The sequence below is a fragment of the Pseudonocardia sp. WMMC193 genome (assembly GCF_021728735.1).
Classification (GTDB): domain Bacteria; phylum Actinomycetota; class Actinomycetes; order Mycobacteriales; family Pseudonocardiaceae; genus Pseudonocardia; species Pseudonocardia oroxyli.
The window spans coordinates 4,721,437-4,742,694 of sequence record NZ_JAKKDO010000003.1; the positions used below are offsets into that span (position 1 = coordinate 4,721,437).

Genomic DNA, 21,258 nt, shown 5'->3' on the forward strand with positions numbered 1-21,258 from the left:
ACCGGATCACCCCGAGCAGGGGGGTCCCCCCGGCCCCGACGGCGTGATCGTCCACCGCGCGCGGGCGGACGGTCACCGCACCACCGGGTCGGGTGTCACCGGCCCGCGACCTACCACGGATACGATCGGGGCAGCCGGTAACACGCCGCGCGGTGAGGAAAGGGAGATCGAGTGGGTCCTGTCGATCGCTTCGAGCGCCGTCTGCAAGGGATGGTGGGCGATGCCTTCGCACGGGTCTTCGGTGGCAGTGTCGTCCCCCAGGAGGTGGCGCAGGCGCTGTTGCAGGAGGCCGAGGACAACCGTCGGCAGTTGGCCGGCGGCCGGATCCTGGCCCCCAACCGCTACACCGTCCAGCTCAGCCCCGCCGATCTCGATCGCATGGCGGGGGACACCGCGGGGGTCGTCGACTCGCTCTCCGCGCACGTCGCCGCACAACTCGCCGACCAGGGATGGGACACCTACGGCGAGGTCGTAGTCTTCCTGGAGCGCTCCGAGGCGCTGCACACGGGACAGTTCCGCACCCGCTCGGCCGTCGACCCCGACGCCTCCCGTCGGATCGCCGTACCAGAACGCAACGCAGAGGATGCACCCATGAGCCAGCAACCGGGCCACCCCGAGGAGAACGGGCAGTACGGCTACGACCGTGGCAACGCCCCCTACGGCCAGCAGACCTACGCGCCCCAGCAGGGCGAGCAGGGCTACGGCCAGCAGCCCCCGCAGGGCGGCTACGGGCAGCCGGGGCAGCAGGGCTACGACCAGCAGGGCTACGGCCAGCAGTACGGCGGCCAGCCCCAGCAGGGCGGCTACGACCAGCAGGGCTACGGCGCCCCGCAGGGCGGCTACGACCAGGGCGGCTACGGCCAGCAGGGCTACGGCCAGCCGCAGCAGGGCGGGTACGACCAGCAGGGCTACGGCGGCCAGCCGAACTACGGCGGTCAGCAGGGCGGCTACGACCAGGGCTACCAGCAGGGCGGCTACGGCCAGCCCGGCTACGGCCAGCCCCAGGGCTACGACCAGGGCTACCAGCAGGGCGGCGGCTACGGCGGCGCCCAGCAGGGCTACGGCGGCCAGCAGTACGACCAGGGCTACGACGGCGGTTACGACCAGGGCGGCTACGGCCAGCAGCAGGGTTGGGGCGGCCAGCCCGGCTACGGCCAGCCGCAGCTGCAGGCCTCGCTGACCCTGGACGACGGCTCGGGCCGCAGCTACCAGCTGACCGAGGGCACCCACGTCATCGGCCGCGGGCAGGACTCCAACTTCCGCCTCCCGGACACCGGTGTGTCCCGGCGGCACCTGGAGGTCTCGTTCGACGGGCGCGGCGCCACCCTGTCCGACCTCGGCTCCACCAACGGCACCACGGTGAACGGCAACCCGGTACAGCAGTGGCAGCTCACGGACGGGGACGTCATCCGCGTGGGCCACTCGAGCCTGGTCTTCCGCACCCAGGGCTGACCGCCCGACCGGGGGACGTGCACGGGGTCGGTACTCTGCACCGACCCTGCCGTCCCCATGCCTGAAGAAGGAGTCACCGGCGCGTGCCCGAGTTGGTGCTACAGCTGACCAGAGCGGGATTCCTCGCCCTGCTGTGGCTGTTCGTGCTGGTCGCCCTCCGGGTGGTGCGGTCGGACCTCTACGCGGCCTCCGGGCTGCGGGCGGTGCTGCCGGGCGGCGGGCGGGTGACCGCCCGGTCCGGGCGCAGCCGCACACCCCGCCAGCTCATCGTCACGCAGGGCCCCCTCGCGGGTACCCGGATCACGCTGGACGCGCGGCCGATCCTCATCGGCCGGGCGGACGATTCCACCCTGAAGCTGGACGACGACTACGCCTCGACCCGGCACGCGCGCATCAGCAGGCAGGGCGAGGAGTGGTACGTGGAGGACCTCGGGTCGACGAACGGGACCTACCTGGACCGGGCTAAGGTCACCGGACCCACCCGGGTGCCCCTGGGCGCCCCTGTCCGTATCGGCAAGACGGTGATCGAGCTGCGCTCATGACGCTGGTCCTGCGCTACTCCGCCCGCAGCGATCGCGGGCTCGTCCGGCAGAACAACCAGGACGCGGTCTACGCCGGTCCGCGGCTGCTCGCGCTCGCCGACGGGATGGGCGGACACGCCGCGGGCGAGGTCGCCTCGTCGCTGGTGATCTCCGCGCTGGCCCCGTTGGACGAGGACCAGCCGAGCGACGACCTGCTGGCCGAGCTGCGGGACGCCACGTTCGCGGGCAACGCCGCCATCACCCGGCACGTCGCCGAGTCCCCCGATCTCGAGGGGATGGGCACCACGCTCACCGCGATGCTGTTCGCGGGCACCCGGCTCGGTCTGGTCCACGTCGGGGACTCGCGCTGTTACCAGCTGCGGGACGGGGTGTTCTCCCAGATCACGAAGGACGACACGTTCGTCCAGTCGCTGATCGACGAGGGCCGGATCACCGAGGACGAGGCGCACTCCCACCCGCAGCGCTCCCTGCTGCTGCGCGCGATCACCGGTGCCGAGGTCGAGCCGTCGCTCACCATCCGCGAGTCCCGCGCGGGCGATCGCTACCTGCTCTGCTCGGACGGGCTGTCCGGCCCGGTCAGCGACGAGACCCTGGCCGAGACGCTGCGCTCCTACGCCGACCCGCGCGAGTGCGCGGACCGGCTGATCGAGCTGGCCCTGCGCGGCGGCGGGCCGGACAACATCACCTGCATCGTCGCGGACGTCCTGGACGTGGACTACGGCGACTACGACCCGATCATCGGCGGCGCCGCGGGCGACGGCAGCGACGACGGGCTGGTCAGCCAGGACACCTCCGCGGGCCGCGCGTCCGCGACCACGCTTCCGCGCGCGCTCCCCCAGCGGGTGCAGGCCACCGCCCCGGCCGAGCCGGACGGGCCGCGCCGCCGCACCGGCCTGCGCGTCGGGCTGGTCGTCGCCGGGATCGTCGCGCTGCTGGTGGTCGGCGGGTTCCTGGCCCGCAGCTGGGTGCTGCAGCAGTACTACGTCGGTACCGAGGACGACCAGGTCGTCGTCTACCAGGGGGTGCGCGGCAGCGTGCTGGGCATCCCGCTGCAGACCGTGGCCGAACGCGCCCCGATCACCCTCTCCGACCTGCCGGAGGACACCCGCAACCAGGTCCGCACCGGCATCCCCGCCAGCGACGGGCTCGACGGCGCGCACGCCACCGTCCGCAGGCTCGAGGCCCGCATGCTCCCCGTCTGCCAGCCCACGCAGCCCACCCAGCCCACGCAGCCCACGACCGAGCAGGCGCCGGTCGACCCGAACGCTCCCCCCGTCGACAGCACGCCGCTCCCGACCGTGACCCCCGAACCGGGGATCACCTGCCGGCCGGCGAGCTGATGGCGGCCCCCGAGATCAGCCGAGCCGCAGGCGCCGGCAACCGCGCGGACCCGCCCGCTCTCCCGACCGGGCGCACGATCGAGCTGCTGCTGCTCGTGTTCTCGGTCGTGATCGTCACCGCGGCACTGGTGCTGGTCGAGGCGAACCAGGAGCAGGAGCTCACCCCCACGCTGCTCTACGTGGGGCTGGCGTACCTGGTCGTCCTGGGGCTCGCGCACCTCGCGGTGCGGCGGTTCGCGCCGTACGCGGACCCGCTGATCCTGCCGTCGGTCGGCCTGCTCAACGGCCTCGGCCTGGTCATGATCCACCGGTTGGACCTGGCCGACGCGGACCGGGCCGCGCTGCTCGGCCAGGACCCCCCGGACTCCCTGGTCTTCCGCCAGATCCTGTGGACGGCGCTCGGGTTGGCGCTGTTCATCGCGGTGCTGTGGCGGGTCAAGGACCACCGCACGCTCGCCCGCTACGGCTTCACCTGCGGGCTCGCGGGCCTGGTCCTGCTGGCCCTGCCGGGTGTGCTGCCGTCGTCGATCTCCGAGGTCAACGGCGCCAAGCTGTGGATCCGGATCGGCGGCGCCGGCATCCAGCCCGGTGAGTTCGCGAAGATCCTGCTGATCATCTTCTTCTCCGCGTACCTGGTGCAGAAGCGGGACCTGTTCGCGGGCGCCGGGCGCCGGTTCCTCGGCATGGAGCTGCCGCGGGCGCGCGACCTCGCGCCGCTGCTGGTCGCCTGGGGCCTCTCGGTCGTCATCCTCGTCTTCGAGCGGGACCTGGGCTCCTCGCTGCTGATCTTCGGCATGGTCCTGGTGCTGCTCTACGCGGCCACCGAGCGGGTGTCGTGGCTGGTCATCGGCCTGAGCATCTTCGCGGTGGGCGCGTTCATCGCCTACCAGCTGTTCGGGCACGTCCAGGTGCGCGTCGAGGTGTGGCTGGACCCGTTCAGCGACTACGACAACCGCGGCTATCAGATCGCGCAGGCCCTGTTCGGGCTCGGCACCGGGGGCGTCGGCGGCACGGGGCTGGGCGCGGGCCGCCCCGACCTGGTGCCGTTCGCGGAGAGCGACTTCATCTTCTCCTCCCTCGGCGAGGAGCTCGGGCTGATCGGCCTGGCCTCGATCCTGATCGTCTACCTGGTGCTGATCACCCGTGGCCTGCGCAGTGCGCTCGCCGTGCGGGACAACTTCGGCAAGCTGCTGGCCACCGGCCTGGCGTTCTCGGTGGCGCTGCAGTGCTTCGTCGTCATCGGCGGGGTCACCAAGCTGATCCCGCTGACCGGGCTGACGCTGCCGTTCCTGTCCTACGGCGGGTCCTCGCTGCTCGCCAACTACGCGCTCGTGGCGCTGCTGCTGCGGATCTCCAACGCCGCCCGCGCGCCCCTGACCCGGCGCCCGGCCGCGCCCGCGGTCCCGATCGCGGACGCGGGCACGGAGCTCGTCCCCCGTCCGACCCAGGGGCCCGGCGCGTGAACACCCCGATCCGGCGCATCGCCGTCGCCGTCATGGCGCTGATCCTGCTGCTGCTGGGCAACCTGACCTATGTGCAGGTCGTCAAGGCCGGGGACTACCGGGACGACCCGCGCAACCAGCGCGTGCTGCTCGCCGAGTACGCCCGCAAGCGCGGCCAGATCTCCGCGGACGGGCAGGTCGTGGCGCAGAGCGTCGAGACCGACGACCGGCTGCAGTACCAGCGCCAGTACCCGGCGGGCCCCGTCTGGTCGCCGATCACCGGGTACTACTCGGTGATCTACAGCTCCAGCGGCCTGGAGCGCTACGCGGACCCCGTGCTCAACGGCAGCGACGACCGGCTCTTCGCCCGCAGGCTCTCGGACCTGATCACCGGGCGGGACCCGGCGGGCGGGAACGTCGTGCTCACCACGAAGCCCGCGGTGCAGGAGCGCGCCTACGACGAGCTGAGCCGCCGCGGCTACACCGGGTCGGTCGTGGCCATCGCGCCGAAGACCGGGGAGATCCTGGCCATGGCGTCCACGCCGTCGTTCGACCCGAACCCCCTCGCCAGCCACAACACCGCGACCCAGCAGGAGGCCTGGAAGGCGGACAACGCCGCCGACCCCGCCACCCTGACCAACCGCGCGATCGACCAGACCTACCCCCCGGGCTCCACGTTCAAGCTGGTGGACACCGCGGCGGCGCTGCAGAACGGCTACACCCCGGACAGCCAGCTCACCGCGGCCCCGAACATCACGCTGACCGGCACGAACACCACCCTGGAGAACTACGCGGGCACCCAGTGCGGCACCGGCCAGACCGCATCGCTGCGCGAGGCCCTCGCGCGCTCCTGCAACACCGCGTTCGCGCAGCTCGGCGGCGAGCTCGGCGCGGACAAGCTGCGCGCCCAGGCGGACGCCTTCGGCATCGGGCGGTCGGACCTGTCCATCCCCATGCCGGTCACGGCCTCGGGCGTGGGCGACCTGCCGGACACCGCGGCGGTGCAGCAGTCGAGCATCGGCCAGCGGGACGTGCGGCTCACCCCGCTGCAGAACGCGATGATCGTCGCCTCCATCGCCAACGGCGGCCAGACCATGGCCCCGCACCTGGTCAAGGAGGTGCAGGGCCCGGACCTCGACGTCATCGACACCACGGAGCCGGACCGGATCGGCACGTCCATGCCCGCGAGCGTGGCCGCCACGCTCACCGACCTGATGATCGGCTCCGAGAACCGGACGTCCGGCGGCGGCAAGATCACCGGCGTCCAGATCGCCTCGAAGACGGGCACCGCCGAGCACGGCACCGACCCGAAGAACACCCCGCCGCACGCCTGGTACGTGGCCTTCGCCCCGGCCGAGAACCCGCAGGTGGCGGTGGCCGTGCTGGTCGAGAACGGCGGCGACCGGGCGCTCGAGGCGACCGGTGGGTCCGTGGCCGCCCCGATCGGCCGGGCGGTCATCGCGGAGGCGCTGCGGGGGGGCCAGTGACCGCCGCGAACACGGGAGGCCTGACCGCCGGTGGGCGGATCGCCGGGCGCTACGAGCTCGAGCGGCGCATCGCCGTCGGCGGCATGGGCGAGGTCTGGGAGGCCGTGGACGAGCGGCTCGGCCGCACCGTCGCCGTCAAGGTGCTGCGGGCCGAGCTCTCCGACGACGACGAGTTCCTCCACCGCTTTCGCATCGAGGCACGCACGGTGGCCTCGCTGAACCACTCCGGCATCGCCGCGATCCACGACTACGGCGAGGACGAGGTCACCGCGGACGGCCGCCGCACCGCCTACCTGGTGATGGAGCTCGTCCGCGGCGAGCCCCTCTCGGCCGTCATCGCCCGCGGGCCGATGGAGCCCGCCGAGACGCTGCGGGTGATGGAGCAGGCCGCGCACTCGCTCTACGCGGCGCACGAGCGCGGGTTCGTCCACCGGGACGTCAAGCCCGGGAACATCCTCATCCGGGTCGACGGCACGGTGAAGCTCACCGACTTCGGCATCGCCAAGGCCGCCAACGCCGTTCCCGTCACCCGGACGGGAATGGTGATGGGCACGGCGCACTACATCGCCCCCGAGCAGGCCAGCGGCGGGGAGGCCGGCCCCGAGGGGGACGTCTACTCGCTGGGCATCGTCGGGTACGAGTGTCTGGCCGGGCACCGGCCCTTCCGCGCGGAGAACGCGGTCGCCGTCGCGATGATGCAGGTCCGGGACGCACCGCCGCCGCTGCCGGACAGCGTGCCGTGGAAGGTCCGCAGGCTAATCGAGACGATCCTGGTCAAGGACCCGGAGAAGCGCTACGCCGACGGTGCCGAGCTGGCCGCCGCCGTCGCCGCGATCCGGCGGGACGAGGACCTCCCCACCCCCGCGCGGATGGTCGCCCAGGGCCTCCAGCTGCCGGACGCCGCGCCGCCCGCGCCGGAACGGGAGCAGACCCCGCCGCGCAAGCGCAAGCGCCGCGGGCGCTCCGACGGGCGCGGCCAGTCGACCCCGACCCGGTCCGGCCCGGCGCGCTCGACCCGGGCGGGTGCCGTCGAGGCGCCGGGCACCGTCTCGGGCGAGCAGCGGGCCACGGGCACCCCGAGCCGCCCCGCACCGCCACCGGTGTCCCCGCTGGTCGGCCGGCCCCGCACCGAGACGCCCGACTCCGGGCCCGCCCGCGTCGCGCCGCCGACCGGGCCCCCCACTCCCGGACCGGAGCGGACCACCGACCCGCCGGACGTCTCGGGCGCCTCCGAGGTCCCCGGGGTCTCCGGTGTCCCGGACGTCTCCGGCGTCGAGGAGACGGTCCGGACCACGGCGGCCGAGCGCCCGGAGCGCCCGGCCGAGGCTCCGCGCCCCCGGCCCACGCCCGGCCCGCCCCTGCCGCCCCGGCCGATGCGCCCGACCTACCACAACGTCCCGCCCGCCCCGCCGACCGAACCGCTGCGGCTGGTCGCCAAACCGACGCGCGGGGCGGGGGGCACGGCGCTGCTCGTCGCGTTCGTGGTCCTCATCGTCGCCGCCATCGTCGTGGCGGTGCTCACGATCCCGGCCCTGTTCGGCGACCGGGCGGAGGGTGGCACGGAGGTGCCTGCGACGCCCGCCGCGCAGTCCCTCGGATCGGGGGCACGCCCGGAGGACGCGGCGGGTAGCGTGACGCGCCGGGGGGTCGTTCTCGCCCGTTCGGCGGACACCGTCGGGCCGGACGGTCGCACGATCGCGTTCGACAACACGTCCCACGACACGGAGGAGGTCCGGTGAGCCCTCGGAGCGGCCGATCCGGCGCAGCGCGGGGGTGGGTGGGCAGCGCCACCACATCGGATACCGGCATGATGAGCCACACCCCCCGCCCCCTCAGGAACCGGACTCGATGACCACCCCCAAGCTGCTCTCCGAGCGCTACCAGCTGGGCGACACGCTCGGCTACGGCGGCATGTCCGAGGTCCACCGCGGGATGGACACGCGTCTGGGTCGCGACGTGGCGATCAAGGTGCTGCGCGCCGACCTCGCCCGCGACCCGCAGTTCCAGCTGCGCTTCCGCCGTGAGGCCCAGAACGCCGCCGCCCTGAACCACCCGGCGATCGTCGCGGTCTACGACACCGGCGAGACCCAGAGCGAGTTCGGGCCGCTGCCGTACATCGTGATGGAGTTCGTCGACGGGCAGACCCTGCGCGAGATCGTCAAGAGCACCGGTCCGCTGTCGCAGCAGCGGGTCATCGAGGTCATGGCGGACGTGTGCGCGGCGCTGGACTTCAGCCACCGGCACAACATCATCCACCGGGACGTGAAGCCCGCCAACATCATGATCACCCGCAACGGCGCGGTGAAGGTGATGGACTTCGGCATCGCCCGCGCGCTGGGCGAGGGGCAGAACGTCACGCAGACCGCGGCCGTGATCGGCACCGCGCAGTACCTCTCCCCGGAGCAGGCGCGCGGCGAGCAGGTGGACGCCCGGTCGGACGTCTACGCGGCGGGCTGTGTGCTGTTCGAGCTGCTCACCGGGGAGCCGCCGTTCACCGGTGACACCCCGGTCGCGGTGGCCTACCAGCACGTGCGGGAGGACCCCCGGCGCCCGTCGGACGTCAACCCGCAGATCCCCCCGGCGCTCGACGCGGTGATCCTCAAGGCGCTGTCGAAGAACCCGGTCAACCGGTACCAGTCGGCCGCCGAGATGCGGGCCGACCTGATCCGGGTGCGGAACGGGCAGCAGCCGCTCGCGCCGATGGTGATGAGCGAGGACGAGCGCACCGCGCTGCTCGCCGAGCAGACCGCCGCCACGCGGCGGATCTCCGGCGGCGGCCGGCACGCGCCCGCCGCGGTCCAGTCCTGGGAGGACGAGGACCCGCCGAAGCGGACCGGGCGCACGATCGGGATCGTCGTGGCCGTGCTCGCGGTGCTGGGGCTGCTCGGGTTCGGCGCCTACGCGCTGTTCGGGCCGAACGCCCAGCCCGCCCAGGTCGCGGTGCCCCAGGTCGCGGGGCAGGACCCCGACGCCGCGCGGGCGGCGATCACGAACGCCGGGCTGCTGGCCGACCTGCGACAGGAACCCTCGGAGGTGGCGCAGACCGGCAAGGTCACCCGCACCGACCCGGGGTCGGGCGTCCAGGTCGCCGAGCGCACCCGGGTCACCATCTACGTCGGCACCGGGCCCGCGTCGGCCACCGTCCCCGCGCTGACCGGCAAGACCGTGCAGGAGGCGCAGACGCTCCTGGAGCAGCGCGGCCTCAAGCTCGGCGAGCAGAGCACCCAGGAGACCTCGGACTCCAGCCAGATCGGCAAGATCATCCAGTCGACGCCCGCCGCCGGGGTGGACGCGCCGGGTGGCAGCCCGGTCGCCGTCGTCGTCGGGACGAAGCAGACCACGGTCCAGGTGCCGGACGTGACCGGCCAGTCCGAGGACCAGGCCAAGCAGACGCTCGCCCAGTCCGGGTTCACGCAGGTCCAGACCCAGCAGGTCGACGGCGGTGGGCAGCAGGGCACGGTCGTGCAGACCAACCCGTCCGCGGGCACCCGGGTCGCGCCGGGCACCACGATCACGCTGTCGCTCTCGCGCGGCAACCAGGTCCAGGTGCCGAACGTGGTGGGCAAGTCCGCCTCCGAGGCCGTCCAGGAGCTGAACGCCGCGGGGCTCCGGAACTACAACCTGACCGGTCAGCAGGTGCAGGACCAGTCCCAGAACAACGTCGTGATCTCGACCAGCCCGTCCGCAGGCTCCTCGATGGACCCGGACGACGAGGTCACGGTCGTCGTCGGCCAGTTCCGCGGCAACGGATTCGGGAACAACAACTGATGCGCGTCCTCGTCGTCGACAACTACGACAGCTTCGTCTACAACCTCGTCCAGTACCTGGCGCAGCTCGGGGTGGAGCCCGTCGTGCTCCGCAACGACGCGTTGTCGCCGGAGCTCACGGAGCTCGACGAGGTGGGCGCGGTGCTGGTCAGCCCCGGTCCGGGCACGCCGGAGGAGGCGGGCCGCAGCATCGACGTGATCCGCGCGGCGGGCGAGCGGAACCTCCCGCTGCTCGGGGTGTGCCTCGGCCACCAGGCCATCGGGGTGGCGTGGGGCGGGGTCGTGGAGCGGGCCCCCGAGCTGCTGCACGGCAAGACGTCGCAGGTCAGCCACGAGGGCGTCGGCGTGCTGCGCGGGCTGCCCTCGCCCTTCACCGCCACCCGCTACCACTCGCTGTCGATCCGGCCGGACACGCTGCCGGTGGAGCTCGAGGTCACCGGGCGCACCGACTCCGGTCTGATCATGGCGGTCCGGCACAAGGACCTGCCCATCGAGGGCGTGCAGTTCCACCCCGAGTCCGTGCTGACCCAGGGCGGCCACCGCATGCTGGCGAACTGGCTGGCCACGGCAGGCCACGAGGTCCCGGAGGCCACGGTCGAGGCGCTCTCCGCCGAGGTGGCAGCCCTCACCGCACGCGTCTAGCCCGCCCGCATCGTGGAGCCACCACTGTCGTTCTGAGCCTCTCGGACGACAGTGGTGGCTCCACAATGCCGAGAGAGTCGGTGGCGCGCGATATCGTGGGCGGGTCCCGTCTCCGTTCGCGAGGTCCTGATGCCCAAGTCCAAGGTTCGTAAGAAGGCCGCCTACACCCCGCCGACGCAGGACCGGCGCCCGGTGAAGGTCAAGGGCCCCACCCATCCCGCGTACGTGGGGATCATGCTGGGGGTCGGGCTGCTCGGGCTGGCCTGGCTCATCACGGACTACCTCGGCCGGGACTCGATCCCGTTCATGGGCGCCCTCGGCGGCTTCAACTTCCTCATCGGCTTCGGCCTCATCGTGATCGCGCTGCTCATGTCGATGCGCTGGCGGTAACTGAGGGTGATCCTGGGCTTTTGTCGAGCCACAGCTCGCTGACCAGCTCTAATGACAACGGTGTAGTTCATCCCCACTGTGGACAGACTCTGTGGATAACTCTCTCAGCTACCATGGGTGACCGATCGTGGGCGCCGCGCCGCGGGCTCGTCGGGCTCGCCTGGGTGCTCTTCGCCGGGGCTGCGGCCTGGTTCGTCACGCTGCTCGTGGGCGGCGGGGATCCGGCCGGGCGCCTGCTGGCCGGGGTCGCGGCGGCGGCGCTCGGCTTCATGGCGCTGCACGGCACGATCGTGCGGCCGCGGCTCGCCGTCCACGGGCACGGCCTGGAGATCCGCGGGCTCACCGGCACCCGCGCGGTCGACTGGACGGCGGTGCAGCGGGTGCGGGTCTACCGCACCCGCCGGTTCGGCCGCGAGACGAGCCAGCTCGAGATCGACATGCTCGTCGGCGGCGACGAGCGGCTCGCGGTGTTCGGGCGACTGGACCTCGACGCGGACCCCGAGGACGTCGCGGAGGTCCTGCTCCCGTACGTGCCGACCCGTTCGGCCTAGCCGGCCTCACCGCCTGCGGTCGCCGGTGCCCTGGGCGGGGTATCGCCCCGCGCCCACCCGGCTTCCTACGCTCGGAGGACCGACCCGAGAGGAGATCATCATGATCGCCAGGAGTCCGATGCGCGGCACCGACGGCTGCTCGACCGGTTGCGGGTGCAGCAAGCCGGAGTGACCCTCGGGGGCCGGGGACCGCCGTCGTTCCCCGGGCCACCCGCCGTGGGCCGTCAGACGAAGGACACGGCCGCGGCCCGGGTGGCGATCACGGTGAGCACCACCAGGGTGAGCACGGCCAGCCCGGACAGCTGCAGGGTCCGGCGGTCACGCAGGGAGACCAGCAGGGCGGTGGCGGCGGCGCCGAGCAGCAGCCCGCCCACGTGGCCCATCAGCGAGATCCCGGGCACCACCACGCTGATCACGAGGTTCACCACGACCAGGCCCACGATCTGCCCGGCCGGGAGCTGCAGCCGTCGGATGATCACGAACATGGCGCCCATCAGCCCGAACACCGCCCCGGACGCACCGGCGACCAGCGAGTTCGCGGGCGAGAACAGCATCACCGCCGCGGAGCCGCCGAGCAGCGACACGAGGTAGACGGCGAGGAACCGGGCCCGGCCGAGGACCGGCTCGAGCTCACGGCCGAGCCACCACAGGGCCAGCATGTTGAAGACCAGGTGCAGCGGCCCGTAGTGCAGGAAGCCCGAGGTCAGGGGACGCCACCAGTCACCGCCCGCCACGAGGCCCGGCACCAGCACCCACTCCTGGAACAGCGCGGAGCGGTTGTTGGAGCCGATGCTGCCCGCCTGCGCGGCGGTGAGCACGAACAGGGCGACGTTGAGCGCCGTGAGGACCGGCACGACCACCGGGCGGCGGCCACCGCGGGAGGCACCGGCCACCGTCCGACCCCGCCGGACCGTGCGCTGCCCCTCGTGCACGCAGTCGACGCACTGCCGGCCCACCGGCGCGTCCCGGAGGCACTCCGGGCACGCCGGGCGGCCGCAGCGGGTGCAGCTCAGGCCGGTGGGCCGGTCCGGGTGCCGGACGCACCCGGGGAGCTGCGGTGCCGTCATGGCGTCAGACGATCTCCACGCTCTGGATCACGACGTCCGTCAGCGGCCGGTCGGTGCGGTCGGTCGAGGTGCCGGCGATGGCGTCGACCACGGCGCGGGACTCGCCGTCCGCGACCTCACCGAAGATGGTGTGGCGGCGGTTGAGGTGCGGCGTCGGGCCCACCGTGATGAAGAACTGCGAGCCGTTGGTGCCGGGCCCGGCGTTCGCCATCGCGAGCAGGTAGGGGCGGTCGAACTTGAGCTCCGGGTGGAACTCGTCGCCGAACTGGTAGCCCGGGCCGCCACGGCCGGTGCCGGTCGGGTCCCCACCCTGGATCATGAAGCCGCTGATCACGCGGTGGAAGACCGAGCCGTCGTAGAAGGGACCGCTGTCCCCACCCGACGCGTTCGGCTGCGAGTAAGCCTTGTCGCCCGTGGCGAGACCGGTGAAGTTCTCGACCGTCTTCGGGGCGTGGTCGCCGAAGAGGTTGATCCGGATGTCGCCCTCGGACGTGTGAAGGATCGCGGTCTGCTTCGAGTTGCCTGGTGCAGTCACGTACCCCATCGTGCCAGGGTCGAGGTTGGACGCCACCCGGCCCACACCTCTATGGAGGCGACATGAGCACCACCAGCGCTCTCACCCGTGCCCGCGACCACGCCGGAGCGGCGTTGAGCTCCCTCGGCGAGGCCGCCGAGGAGCTGGCCCACGAGGCGAAGGACCTGCTCGACCGCGAGCTCCCGATCCTGGCGGAGAAGGCGGGCGAGGCCGTCGGCGAGTTGGCGCACCGCGCCGAAGGGCGGGTCAGCGACCTGGCGAGCTCGGATCGCGTCATCGCGGCCCGCAAGGAGCTCGCCGCGCGCCTCGACCCGGACCCCCGCGCCCCGAAGCGCTGGTGGTGGATCGGCGCCGGCATCGCGCTGACCGTCGCCTCCGTCGTCGGCTGGCTCGTGCTCTCCCGCCGGCCGCAGGAGCTGCCGCACGAGGAGGCACCCAGCACCGCCCCGCCCGGCACGGTCGACCTCGCGCCCGAGACCCCGGCCCACGCCGCCCGCAACGGCCACAGCTGACCCGCTAGAGCCGGTCGTCGAGGAAGTCCGTCACGAGCTGCTCGTAGCGGTCCGGGTCGGCGTTCCACGCCGCCGTGTGCTCCACGCCGGCGACCTCGACCAGCTCGATCGGCCAGCCGAGGCCCGGGCCCGCCGCGGCGAGGGCGCGGCTCGGGCCGATCGGCACCGCCGTGTCCGGGGTGCTGTGCACGATCAGCGTCGGCGGGCGGCGCCGCGGCGGCGTGCGGAGCAGGTCGAACCGGTCGAAGTCGATGCCGATGCGCCGCCGCGCCGACAGCGTCGCGATCCCGACGAGCTGCGGCGGCAGCAGCCGGTTGCGGGCCTGCCTGCGCAGGGTGGCGCGCCAGTCGACCAGGGGGGCGTCCCACACCTGCGCCACGACCAGGTCCGCCGCCGCGGACCGGTCGAGGAAGGCTCCGGTGATGGCCGCCCCCATCGACCAGGCGACGACGACGATCCGGCGGGCCCCCTGCGCGCACGCCCACCGGACGGCGGCCTCCAGGTCCTCCCACTCGGAGTCCCCGAGGTGGAAGTGGCCGTCGGGGCTCGGCGGGGCGTCGTCGTCGTTGCGGTAGCTGATGACGAGGGTCGGGAGCCCGAGCCGGTGCAGCGCGGGCAGGATCCGCAGCGCCTCCCGCCTGCGCCCCCCGCGCCCGTGCACCGCGATCACCCAGGTGTCCGACCCGCCCGGCACGTGCCATGCGGGCGCCGGACCGAGCGGCGTCGGAATGGCGACCTCGGTGAAGGGCAGCCCGCGCGCCGCCGGGTCGGGATCGAACGGCCCGGCGTCGATCACCGCTGCCCCCTCGCGCGGGACGGGTCCCCCCAGCAGCGCGCGCCGGACGCCGTGACGGTCGTCGGACAGGATCGGGCCGATGACGGCCAGCCCCTCCGGCCACCGCAGCCCCCACACCCCCGGCTGCCGGACGAGCCTGCTCGTGGCCAGGGTGACCGAGTCCGCGTCCGCGCGCAGCACCCGCTCCGGGAACGCGACGACCCGCGCGGGATCCAGCAGCACCGTGGCGTAGTGGTGGCCGATGCCCAGAGCGCCGGCGCCCAGCACCCCGAGACCGGCCGCCGCGCCGACCCCGGCGGCCATCAGTGCGCGTTCCCGCCGAGCGTTCTCCCCCACGGCACGGATCATCCCCGGCGGGCGGCGTCACCGTCGAGTCGACGGGCTTCGTGACGGAACCGTGATCGTCGCGGCGTCAAGCACCGGCGGGTCGCCCGTCCCGGTGAACCGTGTGTGACCTGCATCTTTGCCGCCATCAGTTCGGGTGAACGCGAACTGTGGAGCACAACCAGGTCACGACGGCTTCGTTGGCCCGGCAGATCGCTCGGGCCGCCTCGTGCAGCGCGAGCGTCCGCACAGATGCGATCTCCCCCGATCGGAAGGACCACCCCAGCCATGAGCAGTCTCGCCAGGCGCACGCTGAGCACGACGGCGACCGTCGCCGGCATCGCCGCCCTCGGCGCGGGCTTCGCCGGACAGGCGTTCGCCGCCGACCTGCCGGAGCTGCCCGCCGCCCCCGAGCTGCCCGTCGGCGCGCCCGCGCTGCCCGACGCCGCCGCGCCCGAGCTGGCCGTCCCCGAGCTGCCCGCCGTGCCCGAGGTCCCGGACTCCGTCAACATCCCCGGCATCCTCAACTTCGAGAAGCCCGACGTGACCGTCGAGAACACCGACGAGGCGCCGCCGGCCCCGGAGATCGCCCCGGTCGACAGCCACGTGGCGCAGGACGCGGGTTCCGACGCGTTCGCCGTCCCCACCGCCTCGCACGAGGCCGCCGAGGCCCCGGGCCTGCCCGAGCTGCCGGGTGCGCCGGAGTTCAACGGCGAGCTGGCGACCCCGCTGGGCACCTTCCCGCTCGGCACGCTCCCGGAGCTGCCCGCCGCGCCGGAGCTGCCGACCGCGCTGCCCGCCACCCCGGAGCTGCCCACCGCGCTGCCGACCGAGGTCCCCACCGAGGTCCCGACCGCGTCGCACGAGGCCGCCCCGGCCGCGCCCGAGCTCCCGTTCGCCACCCCCGAGCTGCCCTTCGCGGCTCCCGAGCTGCCCGCCGCGCCGAAGCTGCCCTTCGCCGCGCCCGAGCTGCCCACCGGTGCCCCCGAGCTGCCGTCGACGACCGGCCAGGACGTCGACACCACCGGCGCGACGACCGTCCCGTCGACCGGCGACATCGTCTCGCAGATCGTGGCCCTCGCAGGCTGATCACGGACCTCATCCGCTCCCCCGCGCCCCCACGGGCGCGTCCACCCGAAGCGCCGGCAGGCCCACGAGGCCGCCGGCGCTTCGGCGTGTGCACCGATCAGCGCACCTCAGCGCACGTCAGCGCACCACGCGACCGTGCACCAGCCCCGTGAGTAGCGGCGCCAGCGCGATCCGCTCCCCCTCGACCCGCACCCACCGCGGCCCGCCGTAGGGCTCCTGGGTCTCCACGTCGATCACCACTCCGGGCCGCAACCCGCGATCGCCGAGGTAGCGCAGCGCGTCCGAGTGGCGGTCCGAGACCCGCTCGATCCGGAACCGGCAGGCCTCGGGCGCGGAGGTCAGTGGCTGCCCCCAGCTCTCGTCGTGACTGCCCGACGGCGTCGGGATCGGATCCCCGTGCGGGTCCCGCGTGGGATGGCCCAGGGCGGCGTCGATCCGGGCCTCCAGCCGGTCGCTGAGCGCGTGCTCGAGCGCCTCGGCCTCCTCGTGCACCTCGTCCCACGGCATGTCCAGGACCTTGACCAGGAACGTCTCCAGCAGCCGGTGCCTGCGCACCACCCGCAGCGCGGCCCGTTCCCCGGCGTCGGTCAGGGTGAGCGCACGGCCGCGGTGCACCAGCTCGCCGTCCGCCAGCCGCTTGACCATGGCCGACACCGACGGCGAGGACACCTGCAGCTCTTTCGCGAGCAGCCCGGTGGTGACGGTCTCCCCGCGCGTGACCAGCAGGAAGATCGTCTTGAGGTAGTCCTCGACAGCGGGAGTCATGGTCCCCACGGCGTCGATGTTAGTCCCACCTCACCGCCACGACCGAGGTCAGGACGCGGCGGTCCGCCCGACCGCCAGGCGCTCCCGCGCGCCGTCGCCGCGGCGCGCCACCGGGACGCTCTCCGTCGCCGCGGCCAGTCCCATCTCGGGGGTGTCGACGTACACGCTCTCCGCGCGTTCCACGTGGAACGTCTCGTGCCACACCCCCACCACGCCGGGCGCCTTGAGCGCCCGCCGGTTGAAGGCGGACCAGGCCGGTCGGTGCAGGGCCTCGCGGTCCGAGGCGTAGGCGTACAGCTTCTCGACCGAGTCCCAGTACTGGATGACCGTGGGCTTCGCGCCCTCCAGGGTGAGCCGGAAGCCGAGCATCCCCGACTCCGGGTCCGCGGCCAGCTCCCGCAGCATCCGCGGCATGGCCAGCGCCGTCGGGAGCCACTGGTCGATCCGCCACCACCGGTTGATCGTCATGCCGATGAGGAAGACCACGAGCTCGCCCTCGTGCCGGTGCGTCGTGCGGTTCATCGCGCCCACTCCCTTGGATAGTCAGACTCTCCAATAGTGGAGAGTCTGGCTATCCATGTCAAGGGAGCCTCTCAGGCGGGCGGCGGCGCCATCCCGCGCGCCGCCATCTCCTCCGACGCCTTCACCACCTGCACCATGTCGCCGATCTGCAGGTAGTTGAACCAGGCCTCGGCGTCGGCGGGCTCGAGGTGGATGCAGCCGCCGGACGAGCGGTCGGGGCTGCCGGAGTGGAAGGCGATCCCGCCGTCCTCGAAGAACACCGACCACGGCATGGGCGCCGGGTTCCCGTTGGGCAGCCGCGACTCCTGGCTGAGGTGGTTCTGGTCCTTGCGGTACACCCGCAGCGAGTGGCCGACCGGGGTCTCCTGGCCGTTGCCGCCGGAGGCGATCCGCACCGGGCCCCGGATGACCTTGCCGTCCTGGATCAGCCAGGCCTGCTGGGACTCCAGGTCCACGCACGACTTGGCCGAGACCGAGCAGGGGGTGCCCGGCACCAGCGGCTCGGTGTGCGCGGCGGCGGCCGCGGGGGACTCCGCGAAGGCGGGCCCGGCGACGACCGCGCCACCCACGCCGACGGCGGCCACGATCAGTGCGACGACCGTCCTGCGCGTGCCGTTCGCGGTCCCGAACCGCCGTGTGCCCACAGCCCACTCCTCGCGTCGTTCCGTAGTTGCTCGATCACTCTACGTGAAACACCGTGCGTGACCACGCACCCGTCCAACGCCCACACGGGTGGGTCGACACCGTCTCGACCGTCACCGGTCGACAGCGGGCGCCGAACGGCCCCACGAAACGGTCCGATCAGGCGAATGCGACGTGCTCGCGCCACAACCCGAGCAGCGAACGGTCGCCGCTCACCGACACCGTGTTCGGACGTCCGTACACGAAGAGCAGCAGATCGGGCACCGAGCCCCGGACGGTCACCGCCGCGGGCTCGGCCGAGTGCCGCCACACGACCGCCGCCCCGGTGAGGTCGGCGAACCACCGCCGCCCCGGCGCCTCGAGGGCCAGCGTGCGGCCCGGGGCCGAGAGCTCCCTGCGGCGTGGGTGGACCTCGAGGTGGAAGGGATGGGCGTCGAGCTCGCACCATTCGTCGAGCGCGGCGGACGCCGTGTCCGGCGAGACGGTCACCGGCAGCCCCGCGGCCTGGGTGGCGTCGAGCCGGTGCACCAGCGTCTCGAAGGCGAAGCGGCGGGCCCAGAACCGGGTGCCGTCGGCGATGAACGGCGTCCAGACCTCGGCGTCGGGGCCTGCGGCTCGCAGGGTGTCCGCCAGCGCCCGGGCCCCCGGGACCAGCTCGTCCCAGGCGACGGGACCGGGCCGCAGGACGCGGAGCTCGGTGTCGTCGAGGAACTCGGAGGCCCGGGTACGAACGATCTCGGTCGCCCACCGGTGCCCCGCCGCGAGGTGGCGCACCAGCATCCCGAGCGTCCAGTCCGGGCAGCCGGGGACGCGGGCGTCCGGATCCGCGCCGGACACCTCGCGCACCAGCTGGGCGGTCTGTCCGACGATCTCGGCACAGTGTCGGGTGAAGGTCGTGTCGCTCATACCCACGGGTCGGAGCCGCGCGCACGTCCTCGACATCAGGCCCGACATCGAGCCCGCTGTCAGGCCGTGTCCTCCCGGAGGCTCAGCACCACGCGCATCACGTGCTCGACGGCGGAGTCGAACAACGCGCCCCGCAGCTCACCGCGGTCCGCCAGGTTCGCGGCCGCGAACTGCAGCATGCGCTCGGGCCCGACCCGCCGCACCAGCAGCGCGGCGACCTCCTCGAGCTCCAGCCCGGGATTGTCCAGTCGGGTCAGGGCGAACTGGACGACGAGCTCGTCGTGCGTCACGACACCAGAATAGGGTCACCGCCATGTGGACAGCGGAGTCGAACCGCGACCAACTGGCCGGGTGGGACGGTCCGGGCGGCGCATTCTGGGCGGACAACGCCGACCGGTTCGACGCCGGCATCGCGGCCTACCAGCCCGCGCTCGTCGCCGCGGCGGCACCGGGACCCGGCGACCGGGTGCTGGACGTCGGCTGCGGTACCGGTCTGCTGACCCGCGAGCTCGCCCGCACGGCCCACTGCGCCCTCGGCGTCGACCTGTCCAGCCGGATGCTGACGCTCGCCCGGCAGCGGGCGGCGGCCGCCGGGGTCCCGCGGGCCCGGTTCGCTCAGGCGGACGCGCAGGTGGAGCCCTTCCGCCCCGTCGACCTCGTGGTCAGCCGCAACGGCGTGATGTTCTTCGGCGACCCACCCGCCGCGTTCGCCAACCTCGCCCGCGCGCTGCGACCGGGCGGGCGGATGGTGCTGCTGTTCTGGCAGGGCTACGCCGAGCAGGAGTGGATGCCGACCTTCCGCCGGCTCCTCGGCGGGGACCCGATGCCCGGCGGCCCCTTCTCCCTCGGCGATCCCGACCACGTGCGAACGGTGCTGCGCGGGGCCGGATTCACCGAGGTCCACCTCGAGTCCCGCCGCGAGCCGATGGTCGTCGGCCCGGACGTCGACGCGGCCGTGGCCTACGTGGCCGGGATGCAGCGCGACCTGATCGCGCCGCTCCCGCCCGCCGACCGGGCCTCCGCCCTCCGCGCGCTGCGCACCGACCTCACCGCCCACGCCGGGCCCGGCGGCGTCGCGTACGGATCAGCCTGCTGGCTGGTCCGCGCCCGCGTCTAGCCTCCGCCTGCTGTAGCGGGCGATGAGGAACAGGATCGTGCCGACGACCAGGTAGCCACCGCCCAGCAGCCAGATGTCCGCGGTCTGCTGGGTGAGCAGGACGATGCTCGCCAGGATGGCGATGATCGGCACGACGATCGGGACCGAGAAGTGCTCGTGGCCCACGTCGTCCTTCTTCAGCACGATGCAGGACACGTTCGTCGCGATGAACACGAAGAGCAGCAGCAGGACCGTGGTGTCCGCGAGCTGGCCGATGTTGCCGACGAAGCTCATCCCGATCGTCGCGGCACCGACGGCGACGATCGCCACCCACGGCGTCCGACGGGTGGGCGCCACCTGGCCGAAGAAGGAGGGCAGCAGGTTCTGCTCGGCCAGCCCGTAGGTCGCGCGGCTCGCCATGACCATGAACAGCAGCGCGCCGTTGGCGATCGCCACCAGCGCGATCAGCGAGAACAGCCACTCCGGGATCGGCAGGCCGGAGGCGGTGATCACCTCGAGCAGCGGCCCGCTGGAGTTCGCCATGGTCGCGGGATCCACGACGATCGCCGCGCCGAGCGCGATCAACAGGTAGACCACACCCGCGGTGCAGATCGCGCCGAACAGGGCCCGCGGGTAGGCCTTCGACGGCTCCTTGACCTCCTCGGCCATGTTGGCCGCGGCCTCGAACCCGAGGAACGAGAAGAACGCCACGACCGACGCCGAGAACGCGCCCACCAGCAGCGGCTGGTCCGGCGACGGCGTGAGGATGCGCGCCGGGTCGCCCGCCCCGCTGCCGAACACGATCGCCGCGACCACGATCACCATCACCAGGCCGCTGACCTCGATGCACGTCATCACCACGTTGGCCGACAGCGACTCCCGCACACCGCGGAGGTTGATCGCGACGAGCAGCAGCAGGAAGACGATCGTGACCGGCGCGGCCGGGACGTCGATGAGCGTGCTGAGGTAGTCACCGGCGAACGCGTTGGCGAGCAGCGCCGCCGTGGTGATGCCCGAGGAGAGCATCAGGAAGCCGATCACGAACGTGAGGTACGGCTTGTCGAAGGCCTTCTGCACGTACCGCGAGGCCCCGCCCGCCATGGGGTACTTGGTGATCATCTCGGCGTAGGTGCCCGCCGTCAGCAGGGCGACGACCAGCGCGATCGTCAGCGGCAGCCACAGCATCCCGCCGACGTCCTCGGCCATGGTCCCGACCAGGGTGTAGATCCCGGCCCCGAGGGTGTCCCCGACGATGAAGAAGAACAGCAGGGTGACGCCGACGGTGCGCTTCAGCTTCGTGCTCGGTGCGGTGGACCCGCTCGTCGCGGTCGATTCGGCCATTCCGGGATGCTGACACCGTTCACCACTGATCACCGCACGAGACGGACATT

22 protein-coding genes are annotated in these 21,258 nt (G+C 73.0%); 13 read left to right on the forward strand and 9 right to left on the reverse strand.

All coding sequences use genetic code 11. The annotated features are described in order from the left end of the window. Window positions 1-171: 171 nt before the first annotated feature. The 10 genes from L3X23_RS24400 to L3X23_RS24445 all read left to right on the forward strand — a co-directional run bounded on the left by L3X23_RS24400 (window position 172) and on the right by L3X23_RS24445 (window position 11,613). Window positions 172-1,452, forward strand: a complete 1,281-nt coding sequence (locus tag L3X23_RS24400) for a DUF3662 and FHA domain-containing protein (RefSeq protein ID WP_308116939.1) — start codon at window positions 172-174, stop codon at window positions 1,450-1,452. An 83-nt stretch (window positions 1,453-1,535) separates the two neighbouring features. Continuing rightward, window positions 1,536-1,994: an FHA domain-containing protein gene (locus L3X23_RS24405; RefSeq protein ID WP_093080839.1), complete on the forward strand. Its 459-nt coding sequence runs from the start codon at window positions 1,536-1,538 to the stop codon at window positions 1,992-1,994. Continuing rightward, window positions 1,991-3,334, forward strand: coding sequence for a PP2C family serine/threonine-protein phosphatase (locus L3X23_RS24410; protein WP_237194825.1), 1,344 nt, complete (start codon window positions 1,991-1,993; stop codon window positions 3,332-3,334). The genes L3X23_RS24405 and L3X23_RS24410 overlap by 4 nt, the downstream gene beginning before the upstream one ends. Beyond that, a complete protein-coding gene (locus L3X23_RS24415) occupies window positions 3,334-4,797 on the forward strand; it encodes an FtsW/RodA/SpoVE family cell cycle protein (protein WP_237194826.1) in 1,464 nt (487 codons plus the stop codon). Before L3X23_RS24410 ends, L3X23_RS24415 begins: the two co-directional genes overlap by 1 nt. Continuing rightward, a complete protein-coding gene (locus tag L3X23_RS24420) occupies window positions 4,794-6,263 on the forward strand; it encodes a penicillin-binding protein 2 (protein ID WP_237194827.1) in 1,470 nt (489 codons plus the stop codon). The genes L3X23_RS24415 and L3X23_RS24420 overlap by 4 nt, the downstream gene beginning before the upstream one ends. Next, window positions 6,260-8,002, forward strand: a complete 1,743-nt coding sequence (locus L3X23_RS36685; RefSeq protein ID WP_374204908.1) for a serine/threonine-protein kinase — start codon at window positions 6,260-6,262, stop codon at window positions 8,000-8,002. The genes L3X23_RS24420 and L3X23_RS36685 overlap by 4 nt, the downstream gene beginning before the upstream one ends. Before the next feature lie 109 nt (window positions 8,003-8,111). After that, on the forward strand, window positions 8,112-10,031 hold the full coding sequence (pknB, locus tag L3X23_RS24430; RefSeq protein ID WP_237194828.1) for a Stk1 family PASTA domain-containing Ser/Thr kinase: 1,920 nt from the start codon (window positions 8,112-8,114) through the stop codon (window positions 10,029-10,031). Continuing rightward, on the forward strand, window positions 10,031-10,672 hold the full coding sequence (locus tag L3X23_RS24435; protein WP_093080814.1) for an aminodeoxychorismate/anthranilate synthase component II: 642 nt from the start codon (window positions 10,031-10,033) through the stop codon (window positions 10,670-10,672). Before pknB ends, L3X23_RS24435 begins: the two co-directional genes overlap by 1 nt. A 129-nt stretch (window positions 10,673-10,801) precedes the next feature. Then, window positions 10,802-11,062 carry a cell division protein CrgA gene (gene crgA, locus L3X23_RS24440; RefSeq protein ID WP_093080809.1) on the forward strand — a complete coding sequence of 87 codons (261 nt, stop codon included), beginning with the start codon at window positions 10,802-10,804 and terminating at the stop codon, window positions 11,060-11,062. Window positions 11,063-11,175: 113 nt separating this feature from the next. Then, window positions 11,176-11,613 carry a PH domain-containing protein gene (locus tag L3X23_RS24445; RefSeq protein ID WP_237194829.1) on the forward strand — a complete coding sequence of 146 codons (438 nt, stop codon included), beginning with the start codon at window positions 11,176-11,178 and terminating at the stop codon, window positions 11,611-11,613. A 224-nt stretch (window positions 11,614-11,837) separates the two neighbouring features. Here the strand turns inward: L3X23_RS24445 and L3X23_RS24450 are convergent, their stop codons facing one another. Both L3X23_RS24450 and L3X23_RS24455 read right to left on the reverse strand, forming a co-directional pair. Next, complete coding sequence (locus L3X23_RS24450) at window positions 11,838-12,680, reverse strand: rhomboid family intramembrane serine protease (RefSeq protein WP_093080794.1); 843 nt, start codon at window positions 12,678-12,680, stop codon at window positions 11,838-11,840. A 4-nt stretch (window positions 12,681-12,684) separates the two neighbouring features. Then, window positions 12,685-13,224 carry a peptidylprolyl isomerase gene (locus L3X23_RS24455; protein WP_093081325.1) on the reverse strand — a complete coding sequence of 180 codons (540 nt, stop codon included), beginning with the start codon at window positions 13,222-13,224 and terminating at the stop codon, window positions 12,685-12,687. A 53-nt stretch (window positions 13,225-13,277) separates the two neighbouring features. Here L3X23_RS24455 and L3X23_RS24460 point away from each other — a divergent pair, with 53 nt between their 5' ends. Continuing rightward, window positions 13,278-13,727 (forward strand): hypothetical protein, encoded by a 450-nt coding sequence (locus L3X23_RS24460; protein ID WP_237194830.1) that lies wholly within the window; start codon window positions 13,278-13,280, stop codon window positions 13,725-13,727. Between the two features lie 4 nt (window positions 13,728-13,731). Here L3X23_RS24460 and L3X23_RS24465 read toward each other — a convergent pair whose 3' ends face one another. Continuing rightward, on the reverse strand, window positions 13,732-14,859 hold the full coding sequence (locus tag L3X23_RS24465; RefSeq protein ID WP_237194831.1) for an alpha/beta hydrolase: 1,128 nt from the start codon (window positions 14,857-14,859) through the stop codon (window positions 13,732-13,734). 276 nt (window positions 14,860-15,135) lie between these two features. On the opposite strand from L3X23_RS24465, the gene L3X23_RS24470 reads away from it, so the two are divergent. Beyond that, entirely contained in the window at window positions 15,136-15,936 is an 801-nt protein-coding gene (locus L3X23_RS24470; RefSeq protein ID WP_237194832.1) for a hypothetical protein, read from the forward strand. 117 nt (window positions 15,937-16,053) lie between these two features. Here L3X23_RS24470 and L3X23_RS24475 read toward each other — a convergent pair whose 3' ends face one another. The 5 genes from L3X23_RS24475 to L3X23_RS24495 form a co-directional block, all read right to left on the reverse strand. Continuing rightward, window positions 16,054-16,710, reverse strand: coding sequence for a metal-dependent transcriptional regulator (locus L3X23_RS24475; RefSeq protein WP_374204909.1), 657 nt, complete (start codon window positions 16,708-16,710; stop codon window positions 16,054-16,056). Between the two features lie 39 nt (window positions 16,711-16,749). Next, window positions 16,750-17,223 (reverse strand): DUF4188 domain-containing protein, encoded by a 474-nt coding sequence (locus L3X23_RS24480; protein WP_237194835.1) that lies wholly within the window; start codon window positions 17,221-17,223, stop codon window positions 16,750-16,752. A gap of 71 nt (window positions 17,224-17,294) precedes the next feature. Next, window positions 17,295-17,867 (reverse strand): L,D-transpeptidase, encoded by a 573-nt coding sequence (locus L3X23_RS24485; RefSeq protein ID WP_237194837.1) that lies wholly within the window; start codon window positions 17,865-17,867, stop codon window positions 17,295-17,297. A gap of 157 nt (window positions 17,868-18,024) precedes the next feature. Then, window positions 18,025-18,771 carry a maleylpyruvate isomerase family mycothiol-dependent enzyme gene (locus L3X23_RS24490; protein WP_237194838.1) on the reverse strand — a complete coding sequence of 249 codons (747 nt, stop codon included), beginning with the start codon at window positions 18,769-18,771 and terminating at the stop codon, window positions 18,025-18,027. Window positions 18,772-18,830: 59 nt separating this feature from the next. Continuing rightward, entirely contained in the window at window positions 18,831-19,061 is a 231-nt protein-coding gene (locus L3X23_RS24495) for a hypothetical protein (protein ID WP_237194840.1), read from the reverse strand. 23 nt (window positions 19,062-19,084) lie between these two features. Between L3X23_RS24495 and L3X23_RS24500 the strand changes: the two genes are divergently transcribed. Continuing rightward, a complete protein-coding gene (locus L3X23_RS24500) occupies window positions 19,085-19,888 on the forward strand; it encodes a class I SAM-dependent methyltransferase (RefSeq protein WP_237194842.1) in 804 nt (267 codons plus the stop codon). On the opposite strand, the gene L3X23_RS24505 is transcribed toward L3X23_RS24500, so the two are convergent. Then, window positions 19,856-21,208, reverse strand: coding sequence for an APC family permease (locus L3X23_RS24505; RefSeq protein WP_237194844.1), 1,353 nt, complete (start codon window positions 21,206-21,208; stop codon window positions 19,856-19,858). The two genes, L3X23_RS24500 and L3X23_RS24505, sit on opposite strands and share 33 nt — an antisense overlap. Window positions 21,209-21,258 lie beyond the last annotated feature (50 nt).

Excerpts from the sequence above, each read along its gene's own strand:
- L3X23_RS24450 (WP_093080794.1), bottom strand. The coding sequence starts at position 12,680 with ATGACGGCACCGCAGCTCCCCGGGTGCGTCCGGCACCCGGACCGGCCC.
- L3X23_RS24490 (WP_237194838.1), bottom strand. The coding sequence starts at position 18,771 with ATGAGCGACACGACCTTCACCCGACACTGTGCCGAGATCGTCGGACAG.
- L3X23_RS24455 (WP_093081325.1), bottom strand. The coding sequence starts at position 13,224 with ATGGGGTACGTGACTGCACCAGGCAACTCGAAGCAGACCGCGATCCTT.
- L3X23_RS24415 (WP_237194826.1), top strand. The coding sequence starts at position 3,334 with ATGGCGGCCCCCGAGATCAGCCGAGCCGCAGGCGCCGGCAACCGCGCG.
- L3X23_RS24435 (WP_093080814.1), top strand. The coding sequence starts at position 10,031 with ATGCGCGTCCTCGTCGTCGACAACTACGACAGCTTCGTCTACAACCTC.
- L3X23_RS24410 (WP_237194825.1), top strand. The coding sequence starts at position 1,991 with ATGACGCTGGTCCTGCGCTACTCCGCCCGCAGCGATCGCGGGCTCGTC.
- pknB (WP_237194828.1), top strand. The coding sequence starts at position 8,112 with ATGACCACCCCCAAGCTGCTCTCCGAGCGCTACCAGCTGGGCGACACG.
- L3X23_RS24505 (WP_237194844.1), bottom strand. The coding sequence starts at position 21,208 with ATGGCCGAATCGACCGCGACGAGCGGGTCCACCGCACCGAGCACGAAG.
- crgA (WP_093080809.1), top strand. The coding sequence starts at position 10,802 with ATGCCCAAGTCCAAGGTTCGTAAGAAGGCCGCCTACACCCCGCCGACG.
- L3X23_RS24470 (WP_237194832.1), top strand. The coding sequence starts at position 15,136 with ATGAGCAGTCTCGCCAGGCGCACGCTGAGCACGACGGCGACCGTCGCC.
- L3X23_RS24445 (WP_237194829.1), top strand. The coding sequence starts at position 11,176 with ATGGGTGACCGATCGTGGGCGCCGCGCCGCGGGCTCGTCGGGCTCGCC.
- L3X23_RS24460 (WP_237194830.1), top strand. The coding sequence starts at position 13,278 with ATGAGCACCACCAGCGCTCTCACCCGTGCCCGCGACCACGCCGGAGCG.
- L3X23_RS24500 (WP_237194842.1), top strand. The coding sequence starts at position 19,085 with ATGTGGACAGCGGAGTCGAACCGCGACCAACTGGCCGGGTGGGACGGT.
- L3X23_RS24480 (WP_237194835.1), bottom strand. The coding sequence starts at position 17,223 with ATGAACCGCACGACGCACCGGCACGAGGGCGAGCTCGTGGTCTTCCTC.